The organism is Nocardia sp. NBC_01377, from assembly GCF_045040005.1.
GTDB lineage: Bacteria > Actinomycetota > Actinomycetes > Mycobacteriales > Mycobacteriaceae > Nocardia > Nocardia noduli.
The window spans coordinates 6,880,243-6,900,628 of sequence record NZ_CP109566.1 but is presented as its reverse complement, the minus strand read 5'-3'; the positions used below and the strand labels follow the sequence as shown (position 1 = coordinate 6,900,628).

General features: G+C 68.6%; 20 protein-coding genes. 6 read left to right on the top strand and 14 right to left on the bottom strand.

Annotation, left to right across the window (positions count from 1 at the left end; genetic code table 11):
* Nucleotides 1–23: 23 nt before the first annotated feature.
* The 13 genes from mnhG to OG225_RS31770 form a co-directional block, all read right to left on the bottom strand.
* Nucleotides 24–356 (bottom strand): monovalent cation/H(+) antiporter subunit G, encoded by a 333-nt coding sequence (gene mnhG, locus OG225_RS31830; RefSeq protein WP_405178552.1) that lies wholly within the window; start codon nucleotides 354–356, stop codon nucleotides 24–26.
* Nucleotides 353–613, bottom strand: coding sequence for a monovalent cation/H+ antiporter complex subunit F (locus OG225_RS31825; protein ID WP_216917344.1), 261 nt, complete (start codon nucleotides 611–613; stop codon nucleotides 353–355). The genes mnhG and OG225_RS31825 overlap by 4 nt, the downstream gene beginning before the upstream one ends.
* A complete protein-coding gene (locus OG225_RS31820) occupies nucleotides 610–1,167 on the bottom strand; it encodes a Na+/H+ antiporter subunit E (RefSeq protein ID WP_405178551.1) in 558 nt (185 codons plus the stop codon). The genes OG225_RS31825 and OG225_RS31820 overlap by 4 nt, the downstream gene beginning before the upstream one ends.
* Entirely contained in the window at nucleotides 1,164–2,765 is a 1,602-nt protein-coding gene (locus OG225_RS31815) for a Na+/H+ antiporter subunit D (protein WP_405178550.1), read from the bottom strand. The genes OG225_RS31820 and OG225_RS31815 overlap by 4 nt, the downstream gene beginning before the upstream one ends.
* Nucleotides 2,762–3,145, bottom strand: coding sequence for a Na(+)/H(+) antiporter subunit C (locus OG225_RS31810; protein WP_216917347.1), 384 nt, complete (start codon nucleotides 3,143–3,145; stop codon nucleotides 2,762–2,764). Before OG225_RS31810 ends, OG225_RS31815 begins: the two co-directional genes overlap by 4 nt.
* Nucleotides 3,142–6,000 carry a Na+/H+ antiporter subunit A gene (locus OG225_RS31805; RefSeq protein WP_405178549.1) on the bottom strand — a complete coding sequence of 953 codons (2,859 nt, stop codon included), beginning with the start codon at nucleotides 5,998–6,000 and terminating at the stop codon, nucleotides 3,142–3,144. The genes OG225_RS31810 and OG225_RS31805 overlap by 4 nt, the downstream gene beginning before the upstream one ends.
* 111 nt (nucleotides 6,001–6,111) lie before the next feature.
* A complete protein-coding gene (locus tag OG225_RS31800) occupies nucleotides 6,112–7,410 on the bottom strand; it encodes a hypothetical protein (RefSeq protein ID WP_405178548.1) in 1,299 nt (432 codons plus the stop codon).
* 129 nt (nucleotides 7,411–7,539) lie between these two features.
* On the bottom strand, nucleotides 7,540–9,726 hold the full coding sequence (locus OG225_RS31795; protein WP_405178547.1) for an AAA family ATPase: 2,187 nt from the start codon (nucleotides 9,724–9,726) through the stop codon (nucleotides 7,540–7,542).
* A 31-nt stretch (nucleotides 9,727–9,757) separates the two neighbouring features.
* Complete coding sequence (locus OG225_RS31790) at nucleotides 9,758–10,216, bottom strand: hypothetical protein (RefSeq protein WP_405178546.1); 459 nt, start codon at nucleotides 10,214–10,216, stop codon at nucleotides 9,758–9,760.
* Nucleotides 10,217–10,309: 93 nt separating this feature from the next.
* Nucleotides 10,310–10,666: a UBP-type zinc finger domain-containing protein gene (locus OG225_RS31785; RefSeq protein ID WP_405178545.1), complete on the bottom strand. Its 357-nt coding sequence runs from the start codon at nucleotides 10,664–10,666 to the stop codon at nucleotides 10,310–10,312.
* Nucleotides 10,667–10,686: 20 nt separating this feature from the next.
* Nucleotides 10,687–12,165, bottom strand: coding sequence for an ATP-binding protein (locus OG225_RS31780; protein ID WP_405178544.1), 1,479 nt, complete (start codon nucleotides 12,163–12,165; stop codon nucleotides 10,687–10,689).
* A gap of 15 nt (nucleotides 12,166–12,180) precedes the next feature.
* The gene (locus OG225_RS31775) at nucleotides 12,181–13,851 is read right to left on the bottom strand and encodes an FAD-dependent oxidoreductase (RefSeq protein ID WP_405178543.1); all 1,671 of its coding nucleotides are present in this window, start codon (nucleotides 13,849–13,851) and stop codon (nucleotides 12,181–12,183) included.
* Nucleotides 13,852–13,929: 78 nt separating this feature from the next.
* A complete protein-coding gene (locus OG225_RS31770; RefSeq protein WP_216914433.1) occupies nucleotides 13,930–14,121 on the bottom strand; it encodes a hypothetical protein in 192 nt (63 codons plus the stop codon).
* Between the two features lie 193 nt (nucleotides 14,122–14,314).
* Here OG225_RS31770 and OG225_RS31765 point away from each other — a divergent pair, with 193 nt between their 5' ends.
* Nucleotides 14,315–14,770 (top strand): SRPBCC family protein, encoded by a 456-nt coding sequence (locus tag OG225_RS31765; RefSeq protein WP_405178542.1) that lies wholly within the window; start codon nucleotides 14,315–14,317, stop codon nucleotides 14,768–14,770.
* A gap of 34 nt (nucleotides 14,771–14,804) precedes the next feature.
* Here OG225_RS31765 and OG225_RS31760 read toward each other — a convergent pair whose 3' ends face one another.
* Nucleotides 14,805–15,833 carry a beta-ketoacyl-ACP synthase III gene (locus tag OG225_RS31760; RefSeq protein WP_405178541.1) on the bottom strand — a complete coding sequence of 343 codons (1,029 nt, stop codon included), beginning with the start codon at nucleotides 15,831–15,833 and terminating at the stop codon, nucleotides 14,805–14,807.
* A 257-nt stretch (nucleotides 15,834–16,090) separates the two neighbouring features.
* On the opposite strand from OG225_RS31760, the gene OG225_RS31755 reads away from it, so the two are divergent.
* The 5 genes from OG225_RS31755 (at nucleotide 16,091) to OG225_RS31735 (ending at nucleotide 20,377) form a co-directional block, all read left to right on the top strand.
* Nucleotides 16,091–16,360, top strand: a complete 270-nt coding sequence (locus tag OG225_RS31755) for a GlsB/YeaQ/YmgE family stress response membrane protein (RefSeq protein ID WP_109528987.1) — start codon at nucleotides 16,091–16,093, stop codon at nucleotides 16,358–16,360.
* A 104-nt stretch (nucleotides 16,361–16,464) separates the two neighbouring features.
* Nucleotides 16,465–17,205, top strand: coding sequence for a phosphatidylserine decarboxylase (locus tag OG225_RS31750; protein ID WP_109528986.1), 741 nt, complete (start codon nucleotides 16,465–16,467; stop codon nucleotides 17,203–17,205).
* Nucleotides 17,202–18,140, top strand: coding sequence for a CDP-alcohol phosphatidyltransferase family protein (locus tag OG225_RS31745; RefSeq protein ID WP_405178540.1), 939 nt, complete (start codon nucleotides 17,202–17,204; stop codon nucleotides 18,138–18,140). The genes OG225_RS31750 and OG225_RS31745 overlap by 4 nt, the downstream gene beginning before the upstream one ends.
* Nucleotides 18,141–18,248: 108 nt before the next feature.
* Nucleotides 18,249–19,172 (top strand): RNA polymerase sigma-70 factor, encoded by a 924-nt coding sequence (locus tag OG225_RS31740; RefSeq protein WP_405178539.1) that lies wholly within the window; start codon nucleotides 18,249–18,251, stop codon nucleotides 19,170–19,172.
* A gap of 92 nt (nucleotides 19,173–19,264) precedes the next feature.
* Complete coding sequence (locus OG225_RS31735) at nucleotides 19,265–20,377, top strand: NAD(P)/FAD-dependent oxidoreductase (protein ID WP_405178538.1); 1,113 nt, start codon at nucleotides 19,265–19,267, stop codon at nucleotides 20,375–20,377.
* Nucleotides 20,378–20,386: the final 9 nt, after the last annotated feature.

The following is a 20,386-nucleotide window of genomic DNA, read 5'->3' as shown; positions in this document are numbered from 1 at the left end:
GAACCGCTCGAGTACCGGGCGGATCAATCGAGTTCGTCGCCGAGTTCGTTGACGCGCAGCATGCCGTCGCGGTGACGTTGTTCGCGGTACGCGGTGCGGCCGAGGAGGTGGGCGATGACGGGGGCGGTCAGGATGGTGAACAGGGCGGTCAGGCCGAGCATCCAGACGTTGGCGTCGTCGCGCAGTTCGATGCCGGTGCCGAGGAGGATGAGGATGAGGCCGACGACCTGGGGTTTGGTCGCGGCGTGCATGCGGGTGAGGGTGTCGGGGAAACGCAGGATGCCCAGTGCCGCGGTGAAGGCGAGGAACGCGCCGAGCACGATGAGCACGGCCGAGATCCATTCCAGCGCGGTCAACTGTCGTCCCTGACGCGGAAGCGGGAGACGGCGGCGGAGCCGAGGAATCCGACCAGGGCCAGCGCCACGATCGCCGGGATGACATCGGTGTCGCCGCTGTAGGCGGCCCACACCGCGAGCCCGGACGCGGCGATCGCGATCAGCGAATCGATGCCGACGACGCGGTCGAGCGTATTCGGGCCCGCCAGTATTCGAAAGGCGGTGAGCAGGGCTGCGGCGGCCAGGAATACGGCCGCGATGACAGCGGCGACGGTCATCGGTTCACCTCCGGCGGCGGGGTTCTGCGGACCGGCCGTTCGAAGGCGTCGACCAGGAGTCGTTCGAGCCTCCGTGTGGTCCGGTAGAACTTGTCGACGGCGTGGTCACTGCTCACGTCGAGGACGTGCACGTAGACCACGCAGCGCTGCCGGTCGATCTCGAGCACCATGGTGCCGGGAATCAGATTCAGCAGGTCGGTGCACAGCACGAGCACCAGATCGGAGCGGGTGCTCAGGTTCACCCGCAGCACGCCCGACACCGGTGTGGGGGCGGGACGCACGGCGAGCCAGGCCACCTGGAAACTGGATTCGAGCGCGTAATACGAACTCACCACCACCAATTCGACCAGCGGCAGCGGATTGAAATGCCCGGAGCCGGGCAGTGTCGGCAAGGGCAGCGCGACCATGACGACCGTCGCGATGACGAGTCCGGCCAGCAGATTGCCGACGCTGAGATCGCCCCACAGCGCCATGTAGACCAGCGTCAGCCAGATCAGCAGCCCCGCCCTGATCACATTGCCCCGGTTGAGGAGGCGCGACGGTGAGCCGTTCATCGCGTCGCCCCCTGGTCGCCGAGTACCGAGCCGATGTAGACGCCGGGATCGGACAGGTCCGCGGCAGCGCGGTCGGCGATGCCGAGGATCGGGCCCGCCAGCACCGTCAGGGCGAGGCCGACCGCGGCCAGTGCGGCGGTCGCGGCGAGCATCAGCGGCGGGATGCGTCCGGGATCGGCGCGCTCGTCGTAGAGGACGTCTTCGGAATCCTCTATCAGGGTGGGCGGATTCGCGGCTGTGAGATGACCTTCCGGGGCTTCCACGCGCGGTCGCCAGAACGCCTTGGCCCACGTTCGCGCCGCGACGTACAGGGTGAGCAGGCTGGTGAAGACGGCCCCGGCCACCAGCGTCCACGCCAGCACACTGCCGTCGGCCGCACCGGCCTGCAACAGCTCCACCTTGCCGATGAAACCGGAGAACGGCGGGATGCCACCGAGATTGAGCGCCGGTATCAGGAACAGCACACCGAGGATCGGGCTCGCCGCGGCCAGTCCGCCGAGTCGGCGCAGCGACGTCGAACCGGCTTGGCGTTCGATGAGGCCGACCACGAGGAACAGGGTGGTCTGCACCAGAATGTGGTGCGCCACATAGTAGATCGCGCCCGCGAGCCCGGCGGCGCTGCCGAGTCCGACGCCGAAGATCATGTAGCCGATATGGCTGACGAGGGTGAACGACAGCAGCCTGCGGATATCGCTCTGCGCGATCGCGCCGAAGATGCCGATCACCATGGTGAGCAGTCCGCAGACCAGCAGGACCGTGTCGAAACTGCCGTCGGGGAACATCAGCGAGTGGGTCCGGATGATCGCGTACACGCCGACCTTGGTGAGCAGGCCCGCGAAGACCGCGGTCACCGGCGCGGGCGCGGTGGGGTAGGAGTCGGGCAGCCAGTTCGACAGCGGGAAGACCGCGGCCTTGATGCCGAACGCCACCAGCAGCACGGCGTAGACGGCGGTCCGCACGCCCTGCGGCGCGCCTTCCATCCGGACCGCGATTTGCGCGAGATTGAGGGTGCCGCTGGTCGCGTACGCGAGTCCGATGCCGACGAGGAAGATCAGCGACGACAGCATGGAGACCATGACGTAGGCCACGCCCGCCCGGATCCGCTGCGCGGTCGCGCCGACGGTCAGCAGCACGAAGGACGCGGCGAGCAGCATCTCGAAGCCGACGAACAGGTTGAACAGGTCACCGGCGAGGAAGGCCGCGCACACGCCCGCGGTCAGTACGAGATAGGTGGGTCGATAGATGGACGTCGGTTGCCGGGCGCCGCCGTCGCGGATGTTCTGGCCGGAACCGTAGAGCGATACCGCGAGCAGCACGATCGACGACACCAGCAGCATGCCCGCCGACAGCCGATCGACCACCAGTGTGATGCCGATCGGGGTTTCCCAGCCGCCGACCTGGACGGCGGTGGTGCCGTCGCGATCGGCGAGGTAGAACAGCAGCGCGCTGATCACGACGCCCGCGCTCAGCGCCAGCAGTACCACCGTGCCCTGGATGCGCGGTTTCCTGCCGAAGACCAGGGTCGCCGCGGCGGCGAGCAGCGGCACGAGCACCGGTAGCGGCGCCAGCGCCGGTAGCAGGCCGGGGGAGAGGCTCAATCTTCCGGATCCTCTCGGTCGCGGCGCGTCGCCACTTCGACGTCGTCGGGATCGTTCTCCAGTGACTCGGTGGTGGTGAGGATGTAGGACCGATAGGCGAGGGCGAGCACGAACGCCGCCAGGCCCATGGTGATGACGATGGCCGTGAGCACCATGGCCTGCGCGAGCGGATCGGCCATCGTCCGCTCGTCGTCCTGCGCGGTGCCGAGAATCGGCGAACTGCCGTCCGGCCCGCCGACCGTCAGGATCAGCAGATTCACCGCGTTGCCGAACAGGATCATCCCGAGCAGCATCTTCGACACGGTGCGTTCCAGGATCAGGTACACCCCGCACGCGACGAGCACGCCGATCAGGATCAGCAGCGTCAGATTCGAGGTCACGTCCCGGAACCTCCCCGTCGCGAAGCGGTTTCGGTGGTCTCGCCCAATTCGCTGTCCAAGCGCGCGCCCAGGCTGCGCAGAACGTCGAGGACGAGACCGACCACGATCAGGTACACGCCGAGGTCGAAGAACATGGCGGTGACCAGTTTGACGTGTCCGATCAGCGGCAGGGTGATCTCGACGATGGCCGAGGACAGCGGCGGCGCGCCGAGCAGCAGCGAGGTCGTCGCGGTGCCCGCGGCCAGCGCCAGCCCCGCGCCGAGGAGATGCCCGGCGTCGACGGGAAGCGCCTCGCCCAATTCGTATCGGCCGCCCGCGAGGTAGCGCAGCGTCAGCGCGAGACCTGCCATGAGCCCACCGGCGAATCCGCCGCCGGGGGCGTTGTGGCCGGAGAAGAAGAAGTAGATCGAGAGCACCATGATGGTGGGGAAGAGCAGTCGGGTGGTGATCTGGAGAACCATCGAACGGTCCTCGCGCGCCATGAGTCTGGACGCGGGCAGCCAGCTCACCAGATCGGGGTCGTAGCGGGGCGAGTCGACCGCGCGCGGCGCGGTGCCGAAGCGCCTGGTGCGGAACACCAGCGACGCGACGCCGGTGGCGGCGACGATGAGCACCGAGATCTCGCCGAGGGTGTCCCAGGCGCGGATATCGACGAGAAGGACGTTGACCGCGTTCTTCCCGCCGCCGAGTTCGTAGGCGGCCCGTGGAATCCGATGCCAGATCGGTTCGGTGGAACGGGCGGCGGTCGCGAAGGCGGCGAGCACCGCGACGACGACGCCGGTGGCGGCGGCGAGCAGCGCCCTTCGCACCTTGAAGCGGGTGGCGCGGGCCGCGCCGATCTCGGCCGGGAACGCGCGCAGCACCAGCACGAAGATCACCAGAGTGAGTGTCTCGACCAGGAATTGGGTCAGCGCGAGATCGGGGGCGCCCTGCAGGGCGAAGATCACGCCGCAGCCGTATCCGGTGACGCCGACGACGAGCACGCTGGCCAGCCGGTTGCGCAGGACGGTCGCGCCGAGCGCCATCGCCGCCATGATCGCGCCGATCGCCACCTGTAGCGGGGAATCCCACAGCCGCAGCCGCACACCGGTGCGGGTGCCGAGCGCCAGCGCGACCGTCGGCAGGATGATCAGCGTCCCGAGGATGGTGGCCTGGGTAAGCGGCAGCGAACCGCGCTGCACCGAACCGGTCATCCGCAGCGAGATCCGGTCCATCGCGCGCAGCGTGGCGTCGTAGACGCGGTCGGCGTTGCCGAGCACGTGGTGGGTGGTCTCGACGATCCGTCCGCGTTGCAGGAACAGCACGGTGCCCGCGACGACGATCACCGCCGTCAGCGCGAGCGGCGCGGTGAATCCGTGCCAGAGCGCGAGGTGGGTGTCCAGCGTGCCGGGCAGGGTTTCGGCGTAGGGGCCGAGCACGCCGTCCAGCCAGGCGGCGGCGGGACCGGCGATCAGACCGGCCACCGCGAGGATCGCGGGCGGGGCGATGAACAGCGCTCCCGGCCCGTGCCAGCCGAGTTCGGGGGTGCCGAATTCCTCGGTCCGGGTGTGTTCCTGGCCCGGTTTGTCGGCGAACGCGCCCCAGACGAACCGTGCGCTGTAACCGAGGGTCAGCGCCGAGCCGACGGTCACCCCGACGAGGAGCGCGACCCGCGCGGGCCAGGCGAGCACGTCCGCGTCGAGGACCGCGCCGAGGGCGCTCTCCTTGCCGACGAAGCCGATCAGCGGCGGGATACCGGCCATGCTCAGCGCCGCCAGCGACGCCACCGCGAGCAGGATCGGTTCGCGACGGCCGAGCCCGGACAGCAGACGCAGATCGCGGGTGCCAGCGCCGTGATCGATGATGCCGACCACCATGAACAGACTCGCCTTGAACAGGGCGTGCGCGACGACCATCGCCACACCGGCCAGCGCGGCGTCGGGTGTGCCGATACCGACGAGCACGACCAGGAAACCGAGCTGGCTGACCGTGCCGAAGGCGAGCACCAGTTTGAGATCGGTGACCTGGAGCGCGCGCCAGCCCGCCAGCAGCATCGAGGCGAGACCGAGCGTCAGCACGAGCGGATGCCAGGGCGGACTGTGCGCGAAGACCGGTGCGAGCCGGGCGATCAGGTAGACGCCCGCCTTCACCATCGCCGCGGCGTGCAGGTAGGCACTGACCGGCGTCGGCGCCGCCATCGCGCCTGGCAGCCAGAAATGCAGCGGGACGATCGCGGATTTGCTCAGCGCGCCGACCAGGATCAGCACCACGGCGACACTCACCGCGACGCCGGTCGGCGGCTGCTCGCGCGCCAGCAGATCCGAGAGCAGATAGCTGCCGCTGGACTGGCCGAGGATGATGATGCCGACGAGCATGGACAGCCCGCCCGCCGCGGTCACGAACAGGGCCTGCAATGCCGCCCTGCGGCTGGACGCGCGTTCGGCGTAGTGCCCGACCAGCAGGAACGACAGCACGGTCGTCGTTTCCCAGAAGACGTAGAGCAACAACATGTTGTCACTGGTGACCAGCCCGAACATGGCGAAGGCGAATCCGACGAGTTCGGCGGCGAAGACGCCCAGTTTCGGTTCGTCGTCCTCGAAATACCTGGCGCAGTAACAGAGGATCAGCGCGCCGATGCCGAGGACGAGGGCGGCCATGACGGCGCTGAGCGAATCGAAGCGCAGATCGATGTTCATCTCGATCGCGGGCGCCCAGCTGATCCGAACCTGCTGTGTACTACCCCAATTCGCGATGACCCAGCTCAATCCGCCCAGTGGGACCAGCGCGAGCGGATAGAACGCGTTGCGTCCCAACGCCCGCACGCACAGCGGTGCCGCTATCGCGGCGAACGCGTGCGCGAGCAGGATTGCGAGCAAACTGCACTCCGTCGGGTTGTAGCGGCGGGGTACTGCCAGTAAACCCTACGTGGCGACTGGATCTTTCGCGGCATCGCCGCATATGGCGTAGGCCATTCATTCGCGTTCGGGCTATATATCCGCAACCGCACCGGTCGGGGCTGGCGCCAGCGGTCGGGGCAGGCTCGGCGGCCGCAGTCGGTACAGCCCGGCCAGGGCGAGTCCGCATCCGATGGTGATCGCCAGCGCGGTCTTACCCGCGGTGCCGACGCCCGCCATCGCGTCCCTGACCGGAAGATCCCCCTCTTCCGGCATGGCGGCGACGATCGATGGCAGCAGCAGCGCCGAGATCGCGAGCACGCCGCTCGGCACGTAACACGGCCGGACGCATCCGCAGCAATAGCCCGCGATGAACGCCAGCGCGATACTTCCTGTCGCGTACATCGCGGTGTTGTCGTAGGGCGCGACCACGATCGCGAAAATCGAGAGCGCGCCGACCATGAAGAGTCCGAACCCGGGCACGGGCGCCTTGAAACCCGCGACGATGCCGAGGCCGGTCGCCACGAGTATCGCGGCGAGCATCCAGTCCGGCCGTGGTGTCGGGCCGAGGGCGTCGGCGGCGGGCGCGATGGCGGCGGCGAGCAGTATCGCCACACCGTCGCGACGCGGAAGCAGCATGGCCGCCACGGTGGCCGCGATCACGGTGGCGATGACGGCGAGGGCGATATCGATCGTGTGCCCGCCCGCGCGGTCGTACTGCCGCGACAGCCATTCGGTGCCGACGAGCACCGGCAGCGCGAAGACCAGGGCGGCGAGGATCGGGGTGATCGGCAGTTCCACCCGTTCGTCCGGATCGTGGACTTGCCCGCGCCGTACGCCGTTGCCCATCGCGCTCAGCAAGACGAGTACAACCGCGACGCTGATGAGCCACGTCGGGGGTGTCTCCATCACGGCGTAGGGGTCCATGGCCTGGATATCGAGGAATTCGGCGAGATCGCCGAAGACGAAGAAACCCACACTGCCGAGTGCGAATCCGAACGAGGGCAGCGGCCTGCGCAACGCGGCCGCGCCGAGCGCGCCGAGCAGGATTCCGCCGCAGATCGCGTCGACGTAGTCCTGGGTGGTGAGCACCTCGGGTGCGGCGGTGTGACGGCTCGCGAGGTGATTGACGAACAACCCGAGCGAACCGGCGAGCGCTACCGCCCACGCCGTCGCGGGACGGGTGAAGGTCGTGACGAGCACGGCCACCGTCGCGGCGACGATCACCCCGATCGCCGCGCCGCGCGGCACGCTGTTGTAGAGCGCGGCGAGCCGGTACGACGTGCTCTCGCCCGACCACGCGTAGGTGATGGGCAGCGCCAGCGCGACCGCGCCGACCGCGGCCCCGCAGCAGGCCGTGATCGCGTCGAAGGTGTCGCCGATGCGTCGCACGCCGCCGAATTTACCCGGGCCGCGGTGCCGAACAGGTGATTGCCTGGATATCGCCGGGTCATGTCGCACGGCGGAAAATGACTGAGAGAGGCCGATTATGAGGATTAGCCACCCGGGGCGGTGGAATCCCTATCCGCGCTTGTCGGCGTACCGCCGCAACGACTCCACCTGATCCGGATCCAGGGAAGGTCGGACCGCCGCGCGCGCCGCGGCGACGTCGGCGGAGGTCACGTCGGCGGCGTCCACGTCGCGGCGCATGGCGGCCAGCGCGGCCTCGCGCAACAGCGCCGCGCAGTCGGCGGCGGAATACCCGTCCAGATCGGTCGCCAGCGCGGCCAGGTCGACGTCATCGGCCAGCGGCACCGACCGCCCGGCGGTGCGCAGGATCTCGCGGCGGGCGTCCGCGTCCGGCGGCGGCACGAAGACCAGGCGTTCGAGCCTGCCCGGACGCAGGAGCGCCGGATCGATCAACTCCGGACGATTCGTCGCGCCGAGCACCACCACATCGCGCAGCGGCTCGACCCCGTCCAATTCGGTGAGCAAGGCGGCTACCACCCGATCGCCGACACCGGAATCGCCGCTCTGCCCGCGACGCGGCGCGAGCGCGTCCACCTCGTCCAGGAAGATCAGCGCGGGCGCGGAATCGCGTGCGCGCTGGAACAACTCGCGCACCGCGCGCTCCGACGAACCCACCCATTTGTCCATGAGTTCGGCGCCCTTCACCGCGTGCACGCTCAACTGGCCGGTACTCGCCAGCGCACGCACCAGGAACGTCTTGCCGCATCCGGGCGGACCGTAGAGCAGGACGCCCCTGGGCGGATCGATGCCGAGACGGGCGAAGGAATCGGGATGCCGCAACGGCCAGAGCACGGCTTCGGTCAGCGCCTGTTTGGTCTCGACCATATCGCCGACATCCTCGAGCGCGAGGCTGCCGATCGCGAGTTCCTCTGTGCCCGAACGCGACAGCGGCCGGATCACCTCGAGCGCGCCCGTCAGATCGTCCTGGGTCAGCTGCGGTTCGGACTGCTGCCTGCTGGCCCGCGACGCCGCCCGCAGCGCCGCCTCCCGGCACAGCGCCGCCAGATCCGAGACGACGAAACCCGGTGTGCGCGCGGCGATATCGTCCAATTCCAGGATGCCGGTCGGGACTTTGCGCAACAACTGCTCCAACAGTGCCTTGCGCACCGGGGCGGTCGGAAGCGCCAATGTCAGCTCGCGGTCGCACAGATCCGGTGCGCGCAACCTCGGATCGAGTGCCGTCGGATGCGAGGTCGTCGCCACGAACGCGACGCAGGGTCCGGCCACCGCCGCGCGCAACTGATCCAGGATCAGCGTCGCGACCGGTTCGGCCTGGGCCGGCAGCAGCGCGTCGATATCGGTGACCAGCAGAATGCCGCCTCTGCCCGAAGCGATCTCGGCCACCGCTGACGCCACCTCGCGCAATCTCGCCCCGCCCTCCGCCGCGCCGACGGTCGGACCGTCGATCTCGACGAGGCGGCGCGGCGCGACCACCGACCGCGCCAGCGTCGCCTTGCCGACACCGGCGGGACCGCTGATCAGCACACCGAGATCGGGGGCCGCGCCCAGCGTCTTGAGCAGTTCGGGTTCGTCGAGCGCGAGACTGAGCCATTCGGCGAGTTTGGCGGCCTGGCTGTGCGCGCCCACCAGATCCTCCACCGCGACCACCGCGGCGTCACCGGTGACCGCGCGGAGTTGCGGCGTCACCTCCTCGGACCTGCCCGCCGCGTCGAGCGCGGCCAGCACACCCTGCCCCCACGTCACCGCGGTATTCGGCTGCACGCTGACCGGGCCGGACGGATCGGTGGCGGTGACGGTCAGCAGTTCGGTCGTCCACGCGATACCGAAAGTGCGCGAAAGCGCTTGGCTGGCAGCGGAAGACGGGATATCGGGGCCGAGTTCGCGGGGCAGCAGCGAAACCGTGTCGCCGACCGTGACGATCTTGCCGAGCAACGCCTGCCGCAGCGTCGCGGCCGGAATACTGCTCGTGGCGTGCACGGACCCGCTCACCGAGATCTGCCGCGCGCCGAAAACCGTCGCCGGAGACACCACAACGGTCGCGTCCTCGCGCAGACCCGCGTTGGACAACGTCACGTCATCGAGTAACGCCACCCCGGCGGGCGTCCCCGCCGGTGCGACCCCGACGACCGCCGCCGTGCGCCGCGAACCGACCAGCGTCACACCGTCCCACTCGCGCAGGCCGAGCGCCGTCAACGCTTCCGGATGCAACCGGACCACCCCGCGCCTCGCGTCGGCGGCGGAGGAATTCAAGCGAGCGGTGAGCGCCAGTTCTGCCACCGTGCCATTCTGCCCGCCCGCGCGGCGCGGGTCAGTTCCTGACGGCGATTCCCGCCGCGGCGGCGACCGTCCGGCCCGCGTTGCTCGACGCCAAGCACACCAATTTGGCCGTGCCCAGCGCGACATTCGGGCTGCCGGTGAACTGACTGTCCGGATTCTCGGCCAGGATCCGCTCGATCACGGCCTTCTCCTCGGTGCTGTCCAGGCCTTTGAACTGCGCGCACGTCGTATCCGACGCCCGCGCGGGAAGGCCGGTTGGCTCGGGCGGCGTCGTCGCGGCGGGCGCGGACGACGTCGTCGCCGACGGCGCGCGATCCGCCGAGGTCGGCAACGCGCCGGTCGAGGTCGGACGCGAGGTGATCGTCGCGCTGGAATCGGCATTTCCCTTGCGCAGGCCGCTCGCGTCGGAGGTCTCCTCCGACCCGCCGCAACCTGTCAGCATCAGAGCCACCGCTCCGGCGGCCACGACGATGACGGAAATTCTCTTCATCTTCTGCAATCCCGGGTGGCTCGAGGCGCCGGGGGCCTCCGGCGCGTTCGGTGCAGCGTACCGGGTGCGTGCGCGCCGATCGGGTCGGGATCGTCAATGAATGTGCTGCTGCCAATCCGCGGGCACCCGGTCGCGCGGACCGGGCGTGCCCTGATCGGCCGGATGACTGTGCGGCGGTGCCAACTCCGGACCGCCGCCGAACATCTCCTCGGATCCGAAATTCCAGAACCAGTCCTCACCGGGCTCGAAACTCTGGATGAAAGGATGACCGGTCTCGGCGGCGTGCTTGGACGCGTGCTGTGAGGGCGAGGTGTCGCAGCAACCGACGTGACCGCACTGGGCGCAGCGGCGCAGATGGACCCACCAGCCCCGGGCCGCTTCACATTCCACGCAGCCGGGGCCGCTCGGGGGAATGGTGGGGTCGATGCCATCGATGTGTTCTGTGGCCATGGGTCCTCCGCTCGGTCAGCTCATGGCTGGGGGGTGAGTGTTTCCGCGTCGGCGGGGGTGGGGCGGGTGAGGGGGAGGCGGACGATGAAGCGGGTGTCTCCCGGCTCGGATTCGACTCGTATGTCGCCGTCGTGTTTGTTCACCACGATTCGGAAGGAGATGTCGAGGCCCAGGCCGGTGCCGTCGCCGACCGGTTTGGTGGTGAAGAACGGTTCGAAGACGCGGCGGCGGACGTCTTCGGGGATGCCGGGACCGGTATCCCCGATCTCCACGACGGCACAGTCGCTTTCGCGGTAGGTGCGCACGGTGAGGGTTCCGCTGCGTTGCATCGCGTAGCAGGCGTTGTCGATCAGGTTGGTCCACACCTGGTTGAGTTCGGCGGCGTAGCAGGGGACCGGCGGCAGGGTGCGGTCGTATTCCTTGACCACGGTGATGCCGTCGCCGAGTTTGCGGCTCATCATCACCAGGGTGCTGTCGAGCAACTCGTGGATGTCGACGACCTGGAAGGGCGCGCGGTCCATCTGCGAGTACTGCTTGGCGGCGTTGACGAGGGTGGAGATGCGGGCGGTGGAATCGCCGATCTCGTTCATCAGCAGCTCGGTCTCGATGGTGTAGTTGAGCCAGCGGATCGCGCCTTCGAACACCTTGCCGGGACAGGCCTCGAGGGTGCCGTGGACGCGTTCGAGCCAGTCGACGTCGAATCCGGCCTGCACGAAATTCGGGGCCAGATTCCAGCCGTCGGCGATCTCGTGGTCTTCGAGCCACTCGCCGAGCACGTCCTCACGGTCGGCGGCCTCCATCGGCGTCAACTCGGGGGCCTTGGCGACCTGGGCGGCCGCCTCCTCCTGCAATCGCACCAGGGTCACGAGTACCTCCGGCTGGAATTTGCCCTCGGCCATCATGGCCAGTTTGTGGCGCATCCCGGCGACGCGTTCCCGCAGACCGGAGGTGGCGCGCACGGCCGCGGCGGCGGGATTGTTCAGCTCGTGGGTCAGCCCGGCCGACAGCGAACCGAGCGCGAGCAGCCGTTCCCGTTCGGCCACGCGCTGATTACCGGCGCGATTACCGGTGAACGCGCCCTCCAACAGGTGCACGGCCATCGGGAACCACTCGTGCATCATCCGCGAGAAGATCTCGGCTTCGAGGACGAAGAACCGCGACCGCTTCGTCGCGTAGACCGACGCGGTGTAGGTCTGATCGACCTTGTCACCGAGGTAGGCGGTCCACGCGCCGACGTAGACGCCGCGGTAGTCGGTCTGGTTCAACTCGATCTCGGTGCCGCCGGAGAGTTTGGTCAGGCGGATCTCGCCGTCGAGCATCACGTAGAAGCAGGTGGCCGGATCGCCTTCACGGCAGACCGGGCCCGGCTCCAGATATTCGATCTTGCCGTCGGCGCACAGCCAGTGCAGCTGCTCGTCGTTCAGGTGCTCGAAAAGGAACAGGGTGCGCAATTCCTCGGGATCGCACACCACCGCCCGGGTCATCGTTTCCTCGCCCATGGTCCTCGCCTCCGATTACGCCAGATACCTGTGCACGAGCATGACGGCCATGGCTCCTTCGCCGACCGCGGAGGCCACCCGCTTGGCGGAGTCGGCGTGCACGTCGCCCGCGACGAACACGCCGGGCACACTTGTTTCCAAGTGGTGCGGTGGCCTCGGCAATTCCCAGCCGCGCGGACGCGCGCCGTCGACCAGAAGATCCGGACCGGCCAGCACATAGCCCGCCTCGTCGCGGATGACGATCCCGTCGAGCCATTCGGTCTGCGGCGCGGCCCCGATGAACAGGAACAGTCGCTCGGCCTCGGCCTTTTCCTCCGCGCCGGTCACCCGGTTGCGCAGCACGATCCGCTGGAGGTGATCGGCGCCGTCGGCGGCGGTCACCTCGGTGTCGGTGTGCACGACGATATTCGGGATCTGCGCGATCTGCTCGATCAGATAGTGCGACATGGATTTGGTCAGCGAATCGGCGCGGACGACCAGGTGCACGGTGCGGGCGTTGCGGGACAGGAACACCGCGGCCTGTCCGGCCGAATTCGCCCCACCGACGATGTAGACGTCGTGATCGGCGCATTCGGCGGCCTCGGTCATCGCCGACCCGTAGTAGACGCCGCGGCCGGTGAAATCGTCCACCCCCGGCGCCGGATGACGCCGGTAGTCGACGCCGGTCGCGATGATCACGGTGTGCCCGCACAACCGTCCGCCGTCGGCGAAATTCACGGTGCGCGCCGACCCGTTGACCTCCAGGCCGGTCACCTCGCGCGTGGTGATGACCTCGGCGCCGAATTTCGCGGCCTGCCTGCGCGCGCGATCGGCGAGCTGGGAACCGGAGACGCCGTCGGGGAATCCGAGGTAGTTCTCGATGCGTGAACTCTGCCCGGCCTGCCCGCCGGTGGCGGTGCGCTCGACCAGCACGGTGCGCAGTCCCTCCGAGGCGCCGTAGACCGCGGCGCCGAGTCCGGCCGGTCCGCCGCCGACCACGATGAGGTCGTAGAAATCGCCGGTGGGAGTGACATTGAGGCCGACGCTCTCGGCCAGTTCGCTGTCGGTGGGCTGGATCAGGGCGGTGCCGGTCGAGGTGATCACCACCGGACATCGTTCGGGGTCGGCGCCCGCCGCGTCGAGTAGTCGGGCGCCTTCGGGTTCCTCGGCCAGGTACCAGCGGTAGGGCAGCTGGTTGCGGGCCAGGAATTCACGTACCTGCGAGGAGCGCGGCGACCAGCGGTTGCCGATCACCTTGGTCTCGGTCACCGGTTTGTGATCGCTGGAACGCCACGCCTCCAGCAGTCCGTCGAGCACCGGATACAGCTTCTCCTCCGGCGGATCCCACGGCTTGAGCAGGTAGTGGTCCAGATCGACGACATTGATCGCGTCGATGGCCGCGCTGGTGTCGGCGTAGGCGGTCAGCAGCACGCGACGGGCATAGGGGTGCAGGTCCATGGCCTGCTCCAGGAATTCGATGCCGTCCATCCCCGGCATCCGGTAGTCGGCGATCAGCACCGCGACGGCTTGACCGCGCAATTTCATCTCGCGCAGCGCGTCGAGGGCGTCGGGCCCCGATTCCGCGCGCAGGATCCGGTAATCGGCCCCGTACCGGCGGCGGAGGTCGCGTACGACGGCGCGGGAGACGCCCGGATCGTCGTCGACACTGAGAATGGCCGGTTTGGCGGCGGCGGCAGGTGCGGTCACCAGAGAATTATGTCGCGTCACGTCGCCTCGCGCAGGCGCCGATCGGAGCCCCGCCCCCGACCCCCGAACCGGGGGAGGTCACACGCGGTGTCGCTGAACCAAGTCGAGTTCGCCGGGAGTAAGCAATCGTTCGAGGCCTTCCTCCCGTGCCTGTCGTTTCGCCCGGCGCGGCGTCGAACCGCCGCCGGAGATGGTCTGATCGACATCGAGGGAGGGCAGCAGCGGAACCTGGTCCGCATGCCGACGGTGGAGGAATGAGCGCAGTTTCACGGCCGGATCACCTCACGCTGGACGGAAATGTTGAGTGGCTGTGTCTGATGCTTCGTCTATCAACTATTGTGCGCGCATCATTACAACGGAGGGCAACCAAAAGACCGAAATGTGACCTGGCTGTCTTCCACCCGGCACGATGAGGTTCACCACCCCGTTCATATCGCCTCGAGCGCACGACCAGGAGACACCGTTGCCGAACACACTCGAAGCCGTCATCGACATCGCCGCACCGCCCGAACAGGTATGGAAGGTCGTTTCCGATCTGAAGCGGATGCCCGAGTTCAGTCCGCACACGGTGCGCATGGTCGCCATCGGAGCCCCGAAGACGGGTACCTGGACGGTGAACTGGAACCGCGACGGCAAGAAGTTCTACCCCACCACCTCGCGCATCGTGCGCTATGAACCCGGCCGCTCCTTCGCGTTCCGGATGAACGAGAACTTCACCACCTGGAGTTACACGCTGGAGCCGACCGAGACGGGCACCAGGGTGACCCAGCGTCGCGATATCCCGCAGGGCGTCTCGTGGCCGGTGCGCAAGATGGTCGACGCCGTGCTCGGCGGCGAGGCGGCGTTCGAGGCGAAATTGGTCGCCGGGATGAACGAGACCCTCGGCCGGATCAAGACGGCGATCGAAACGGGCGGGTGAGAGATTCGCACCCGCCCGTCGGCCGAATCGGTGGCTACCGCCAGTCGGGCAGCGTGACGACCTGCGCGGCGTAGGACAGGCCAGCGCCGAACGCGATCAGCAGCGCGGTATCGCCGGGCTTGGAGCGTCCCTGGCGTAACAGCGCCTCCATGGCCAGCGGAATCGAGGCGGCCGAAGTGTTGCCGGTCTCCTCGATATCGTCGGCGAGCACGCAGTTCTCCGGGAGTTTGAGCACCCGCGCCATGATGTCGATGATCCGGCCGTTGGCCTGGTGCGGGATCATGGCGTCGAGATCGTCGGTGGACAGCCCGGCCCGATCGATGGCGTCGCGGCACACCTTCTCCAGCGAATGGGCCGCCCAGCGGAATACCGCCGTGCCCTCCATCGCGAGGTAGGGGCGGACGGCGTCGAGGCCCTTCTCGTCGATCTCGCGGAAGAACTCGATCCAGTTCTTGTCCTGGCGGATCGCGTGGTGCTGGGTGCCGTCCGAACCCCAGACGGTCGGCCCGATCCCCGGTTCCTCGGACGGTCCGACGATGACCGCGCCCGCGCCGTCGGCGAAGAGGAAGGCGGTGGAGCGATCCGCCGGATTGACGGTGTCGGTCAATTTCTCCACCCCGATGACGAGCACGTTCTTCGACGTGCCTGCCCTGACCAGATCCGAGGCGAGGGCCAAGCCGTGGCAGAAGCCCGCGCAGCCGGCCATGATGTCGAAGGCCGCCGCGCCGTTCATGCCCAGTTCGGTCGCGATCTGGGGCCCGGCGGCGGGGGTGAGCTGGAGGTGGGTCGACGTCGCGACGATGACGCAGTCGACCTGGTCGACGTCGACCCCGGCCGATTCGATCGCCCCGCGCGCTGCGGCCACGCTCATGGAGTGGATCGTCTCGTCGTCCGAGGCGAACCGGCGCGTCTTGATACCCGACCTGGTCCTGATCCACTCGTCGCTGGAGTTGATCGGACCCGCCACCTCGTCGTTGGTGACAACTCGGACCGGGCGATATACGCCGAGCCCGAGGATCGCGGTGTGCTCTGCCCCCGTGGTCTGGGCGATTCGAGCAGCCATGGTGCGTCTCCTATGTACCTGGGGCGCTGCCGCCGGGTGGTTTCCCGAAGCATCCGAACTCTCCGCACCGATCGGCCCTGGATCGGTGGGCCCTGTCCGCCTGTACCGCCGCAGACATGAGGCCCCCTCATATTAGACCGGGGTCGCGGTTTCCGAAGTGCGTATTCTCACAACCGGCCGGGTATACCCTCGAAGGGCAGATCGATAGCTGATCAATAGCTCATCGGGGTGCTCCCAACTAGTGATGCGAGGTCACCATGCTCGGTCTCGGGATTATCGGCTGGATCATCATCGGCGGACTGGCCGGTTGGATCGCCAGCAAGATCATGAAGACGGATGCGCAACAGGGCATCGTCCTCAATATCGTCGTCGGCGTCATCGGCGGTTTGCTGGGCGGTCTGGTGCTGGCGCTGTTCGGGGTCGACGTGGAGAGCGCGGGCTGGTTCTTCAGCTTCTTCACCTGCCTCGCGGGGGCGGTGATCCTGCTGTACCTGGTGAAACTGTTCATGGGTCGAAAGGTCCACTGACGGGCATATGTCACCGGCTCCTTCGGCGTAAGGTGTGAACGCTTGCGCCCGACCTATCGTGGAGTGGCGCGAAACGTTCTGCACCCCGCACGAAAGAGGAGCCTGTGGCACGCCGCCCCACCCCGCCCGGCACGCCCGAAACCACCGGAGTCGGCCATGTGGTCGATCTGGTTCGGGCCGCGATCCCCCCGCTGCACCCCGCCGGGCTACCGTTCGTCGCCGCGCCCCTCGCCCTGGCGGTGGTCGGCGGCAAGCGTAAGTGGGTCCGCAGGACGGGTCTGATCGCCGCCGCCGCGTGCGCGACGTTCTTCCGGCATCCGAACCGGGTGCCGCCGAACCGGGCGGGCGTCGTCGTCGCCCCGGCCGACGGCGAGATCGCGCTGGTCGACACCGCGGCGCCGCCCGCCGAACTCGGCCTCGGCGATCAACCGTTGCCGCGCGTCAGCATCTTCCTGTCGGTTCTGGACGTGCACGTGCAGCGCACGCCCGTCTCCGGAACCGTGCGCACCGTGATCCACGAGCCGGGCCAGTTCCGTTCCGCCGACCTGCCCGAGGCGAGCTCGGTCAACGAGCGCAATTCGATGGTGCTGGAGACCCCGGCGGGCCAGACCGTCGTCGTCGTGCAGATCGCCGGTCTGCTCGCCCGCCGCATCGTCTGCGACGCGCGCGTCGACGATGTGCTCACCATCGGTGACACCTACGGACTGATCCGTTTCGGCTCGCGAGTCGACACGTATTTCCCGATCGGTACCGAACTACTGGTCCAGCCGGGCCAGCGCACGATCGGGGCGGAGACGGTACTCGCCGTGCTGCCCGCGGTCGGTTCATCAGCCACCGACTCATGATGGAGGCGGCTCTGCCCACCCAACCCCAGCGCAGACGCCGGAGTATCCGGCTGCTTCCCAGCGTCGTGACCGTCCTCGCGCTCGCCGCGGGGCTGTCCGCGGTGAAATTCGCGCTGGACGGCAAACTCGACATCGCGCTGGCGATGGTCGGGGCCGCCGCGGTGCTCGACACGCTCGACGGCAGGCTCGCCCGCATGCTCGACGCGACCACCAAGATGGGCGCCGAACTGGACTCCCTGTCCGACGCCATCTCCTTCGGCGTCGGACCCGCGCTCGTGCTCTACATCGCGCTGTTGCGGGAGAACAGCGCGGGCTGGATCATCGCGCTGCTGTTCGCGGTGAGCATCGTGCTGCGCCTGGCCAGGTTCAACACCCTGCTCGACGACGACACCCGCCCGGAATGGTCGCGCGAGTATTTCGTCGGTGTGCCCGCTCCGGCGGCGGCGCTGATCGCGCTGGTGCCGATCGCGCTGCTGGTGCAGTTCGACGACGGCTGGTGGGTCGGCTTCTACGCGGTATCGGCCTGGACGGTGTTCGCCGCGGCACTCGCGGTCAGCACGGTGCCGACGCTGGCCATGAAATCGGTGTCGGTGGCCCCGCAAGCGGCGGCCGGACTGCTGGTCCTGGTGGCCGTGGCCGCGGCCCTGCTGGTGACGTACCCGATTGTGCTGCTGCTGATGCTGGTCGTGCTGTATCTGGCGCACATCCCCTTCGCGTGGCATTCGCAGCGCTGGGTGGCGGCCCGTCCCGAGACCTGGCAGCACAAACCGTCCGAGCGGCGGGCCCAACGCCGCGCGCAACGCCGTCTGCCCGCGATCCCGCGTCCGGCCATTCGCCGACCGGCGATCCGAGGTGCGGCGATCCGGGGTTCGGGCAGGTTGCGGCTGCGTAGGCCGGGTGCGAAGAAACCGACGGCGGACGACGTCACGCGCTGAGTTCCGTTCCGCCGCTGTAACGGCACCGCCCCCGTCCGCGACGTTGTCGAGTACGGGGGCGGTGCGTGCCGGAGATACTGTCGCATCCGTTGGGCGAGCGCGGAGGAAATGACGGTGGAACCCGAAGGATTGCGCCAATTCCAGGCGCATCGCCCTCGGCTGTTCGCGTTGGCCTACCGGATGCTCGGCTCGGCGAGCGAGGCCGAGGACGCTGTTCAGGAGACCTACCTGCGCTGGGATGGCACCGACCGCAGCGTCATTCGGTCCGCCGAGGCGTGGCTCACCACCGCCGTGGTGAATCTGTGCCGCACCTGGCTGGTTTCGGCGCGGGCCAGGCGCGAGGCGTACACCGGCCCGTGGCTGCCCGAACCGGTGCCGACCGCGCGCGGTGAACTCGGTCCGCTGGAGACGGTCGAAGAGCGCGAACAGGTTTCGCTCGCGCTGCTCACGGTGCTCGAGCGTCTGAGTCCGGTCGAACGCGCGGTGTTCGTGTTGCGCGAGGCTTTCGGATACGCGCACCGCGAGATCGCCGACATGCTCGGTGTCACCGAGGCCAATTCCCAGCAGATCTTCCGCCGGGCCGGTCAGCGGGTCCGCGCGGAGCGAACCCGGTTCGACATTTCCGCCAACCAGTCCGTCGCGCTGATCGAACGGTTTCTCAAAGCGGCGCGCAACGGCGATATCGAGGGACTCGAGCGCATGCTCGCCGCCGATGTGGTCGCGACGGCGGACGGCGGCGGTGTGGTCAACGCGGCGCGGCGGCCCGTGGTCGGCGCGAACCATGTCGCGCGCTACCTGGCCGGACTCTTCCGCTGGGAGGTTCCGGGGATGCTGGTCTCGCTCGAGGAGATCAACGGCGCGACCGCGTTGGTCGTGCGATCCGAGGGAAATGCCCTGCTCGTGGTGGGGTTCGACACCGAATCCGACCGTGTCACCGCGCTGCGCCTCATCGTCAATCCGGCGAAACTGGCCTACCTGTCACGGGTCGGCGCATCCGCCGATCGAGGTTCCAGAGAACTCGGCGACCTCTGACGACGCTGTGACGCGGGTCATGTTCTCGACCTGTCAGGGATCGCGGCCCTATCCGGTCTGAGTGGTATCGGCTGATCGGAAGGAGCCACATCATGACCGGAGAACATCGGATCGTCGTCCTCGGCGCCGGATACGCGGGACTCGCGGCGGCGGGCCGCCTGGCGAGCAGAGCGCGCGGCGCGCGAATCACCGTCGTGGACGCCCGCGCGAATTTCGTGGAGCGCGTGCGCCTGCACCAGCGCGCCGCCGGGCAGGAGATTCCGCGCTGGGATATCCGGGAGGCGCTCGAACGCAAGAAGATCCACTTCGTCCGGGCGCGCGTGCGGGATATCGACCCGGACGGCGGGCTGGTGCTGCTCGATGACGCGACCGAGTCGGACGCGCCCGCGCACCCTGACGCGCTGGAATACGACACCCTCGTGTACGCGCTCGGCAGCAGGCGCGACACCGGCGTGCCGGGCGCGGTGGAATACGCGCTGTCGGTGGCGACTCCGGAGGACGCCGCCGCGCTGGCGGTCGGGAGCGGCACGGTCGCGGTGGTCGGCGGCGGCGCGACGGGGATCGAGCTGGCCGCCGAACTCGCCGAATCGCACCCGGATTCGCGAGTGCTGCTGCTGAGTTCGGAGGAACCGGCCGGGTGGATGTCGGAGCGGGCGCGGCTGTACGTGCGCGGGGCTCTGGAACGCCTCGGGGTCGAGATCATATCCGGCGCGAAGGTCGCCGAGGTGTTGGCGACCGGCGTCCGATTGGTCGACGGCACGGTCATCGACGCCGAGACGACCATCTGGACAACGGGTTTCGGCGTTCCCGACCTGGCGCGGCGCGCGGGTCTTGCCGTCGACGGGCACGATCGGGTACGCACCGACGCGACGCTGCGTTCGCTGTCGCACCCGAATGTCTACGCCGCCGGTGACAGTGCCGTCGTCGCGGGTCCGGGCGACCGTGAATTGCGGATGGCCTGCGCCACCGCGCTGCCGACCGGCAAGTACACCGCCGACGCCATCGCCACCCGGCTGCGCGGTCGGGAACCGCGCGAATTCCACTTCAGGTACGTTGCGCAATGCCTGAGCCTTGGACGAGGTGACGGCCTGATCCAGTTCCTGAAGGCTGACGACACCCCGGCGCGGACGGTGCTGACCGGGCGCATGGGCGCGTGGGTGAAGGAACGGATCGTCCGTGGCGCCGGGTGGGCGGCCAAACCCTGAATCACGGTG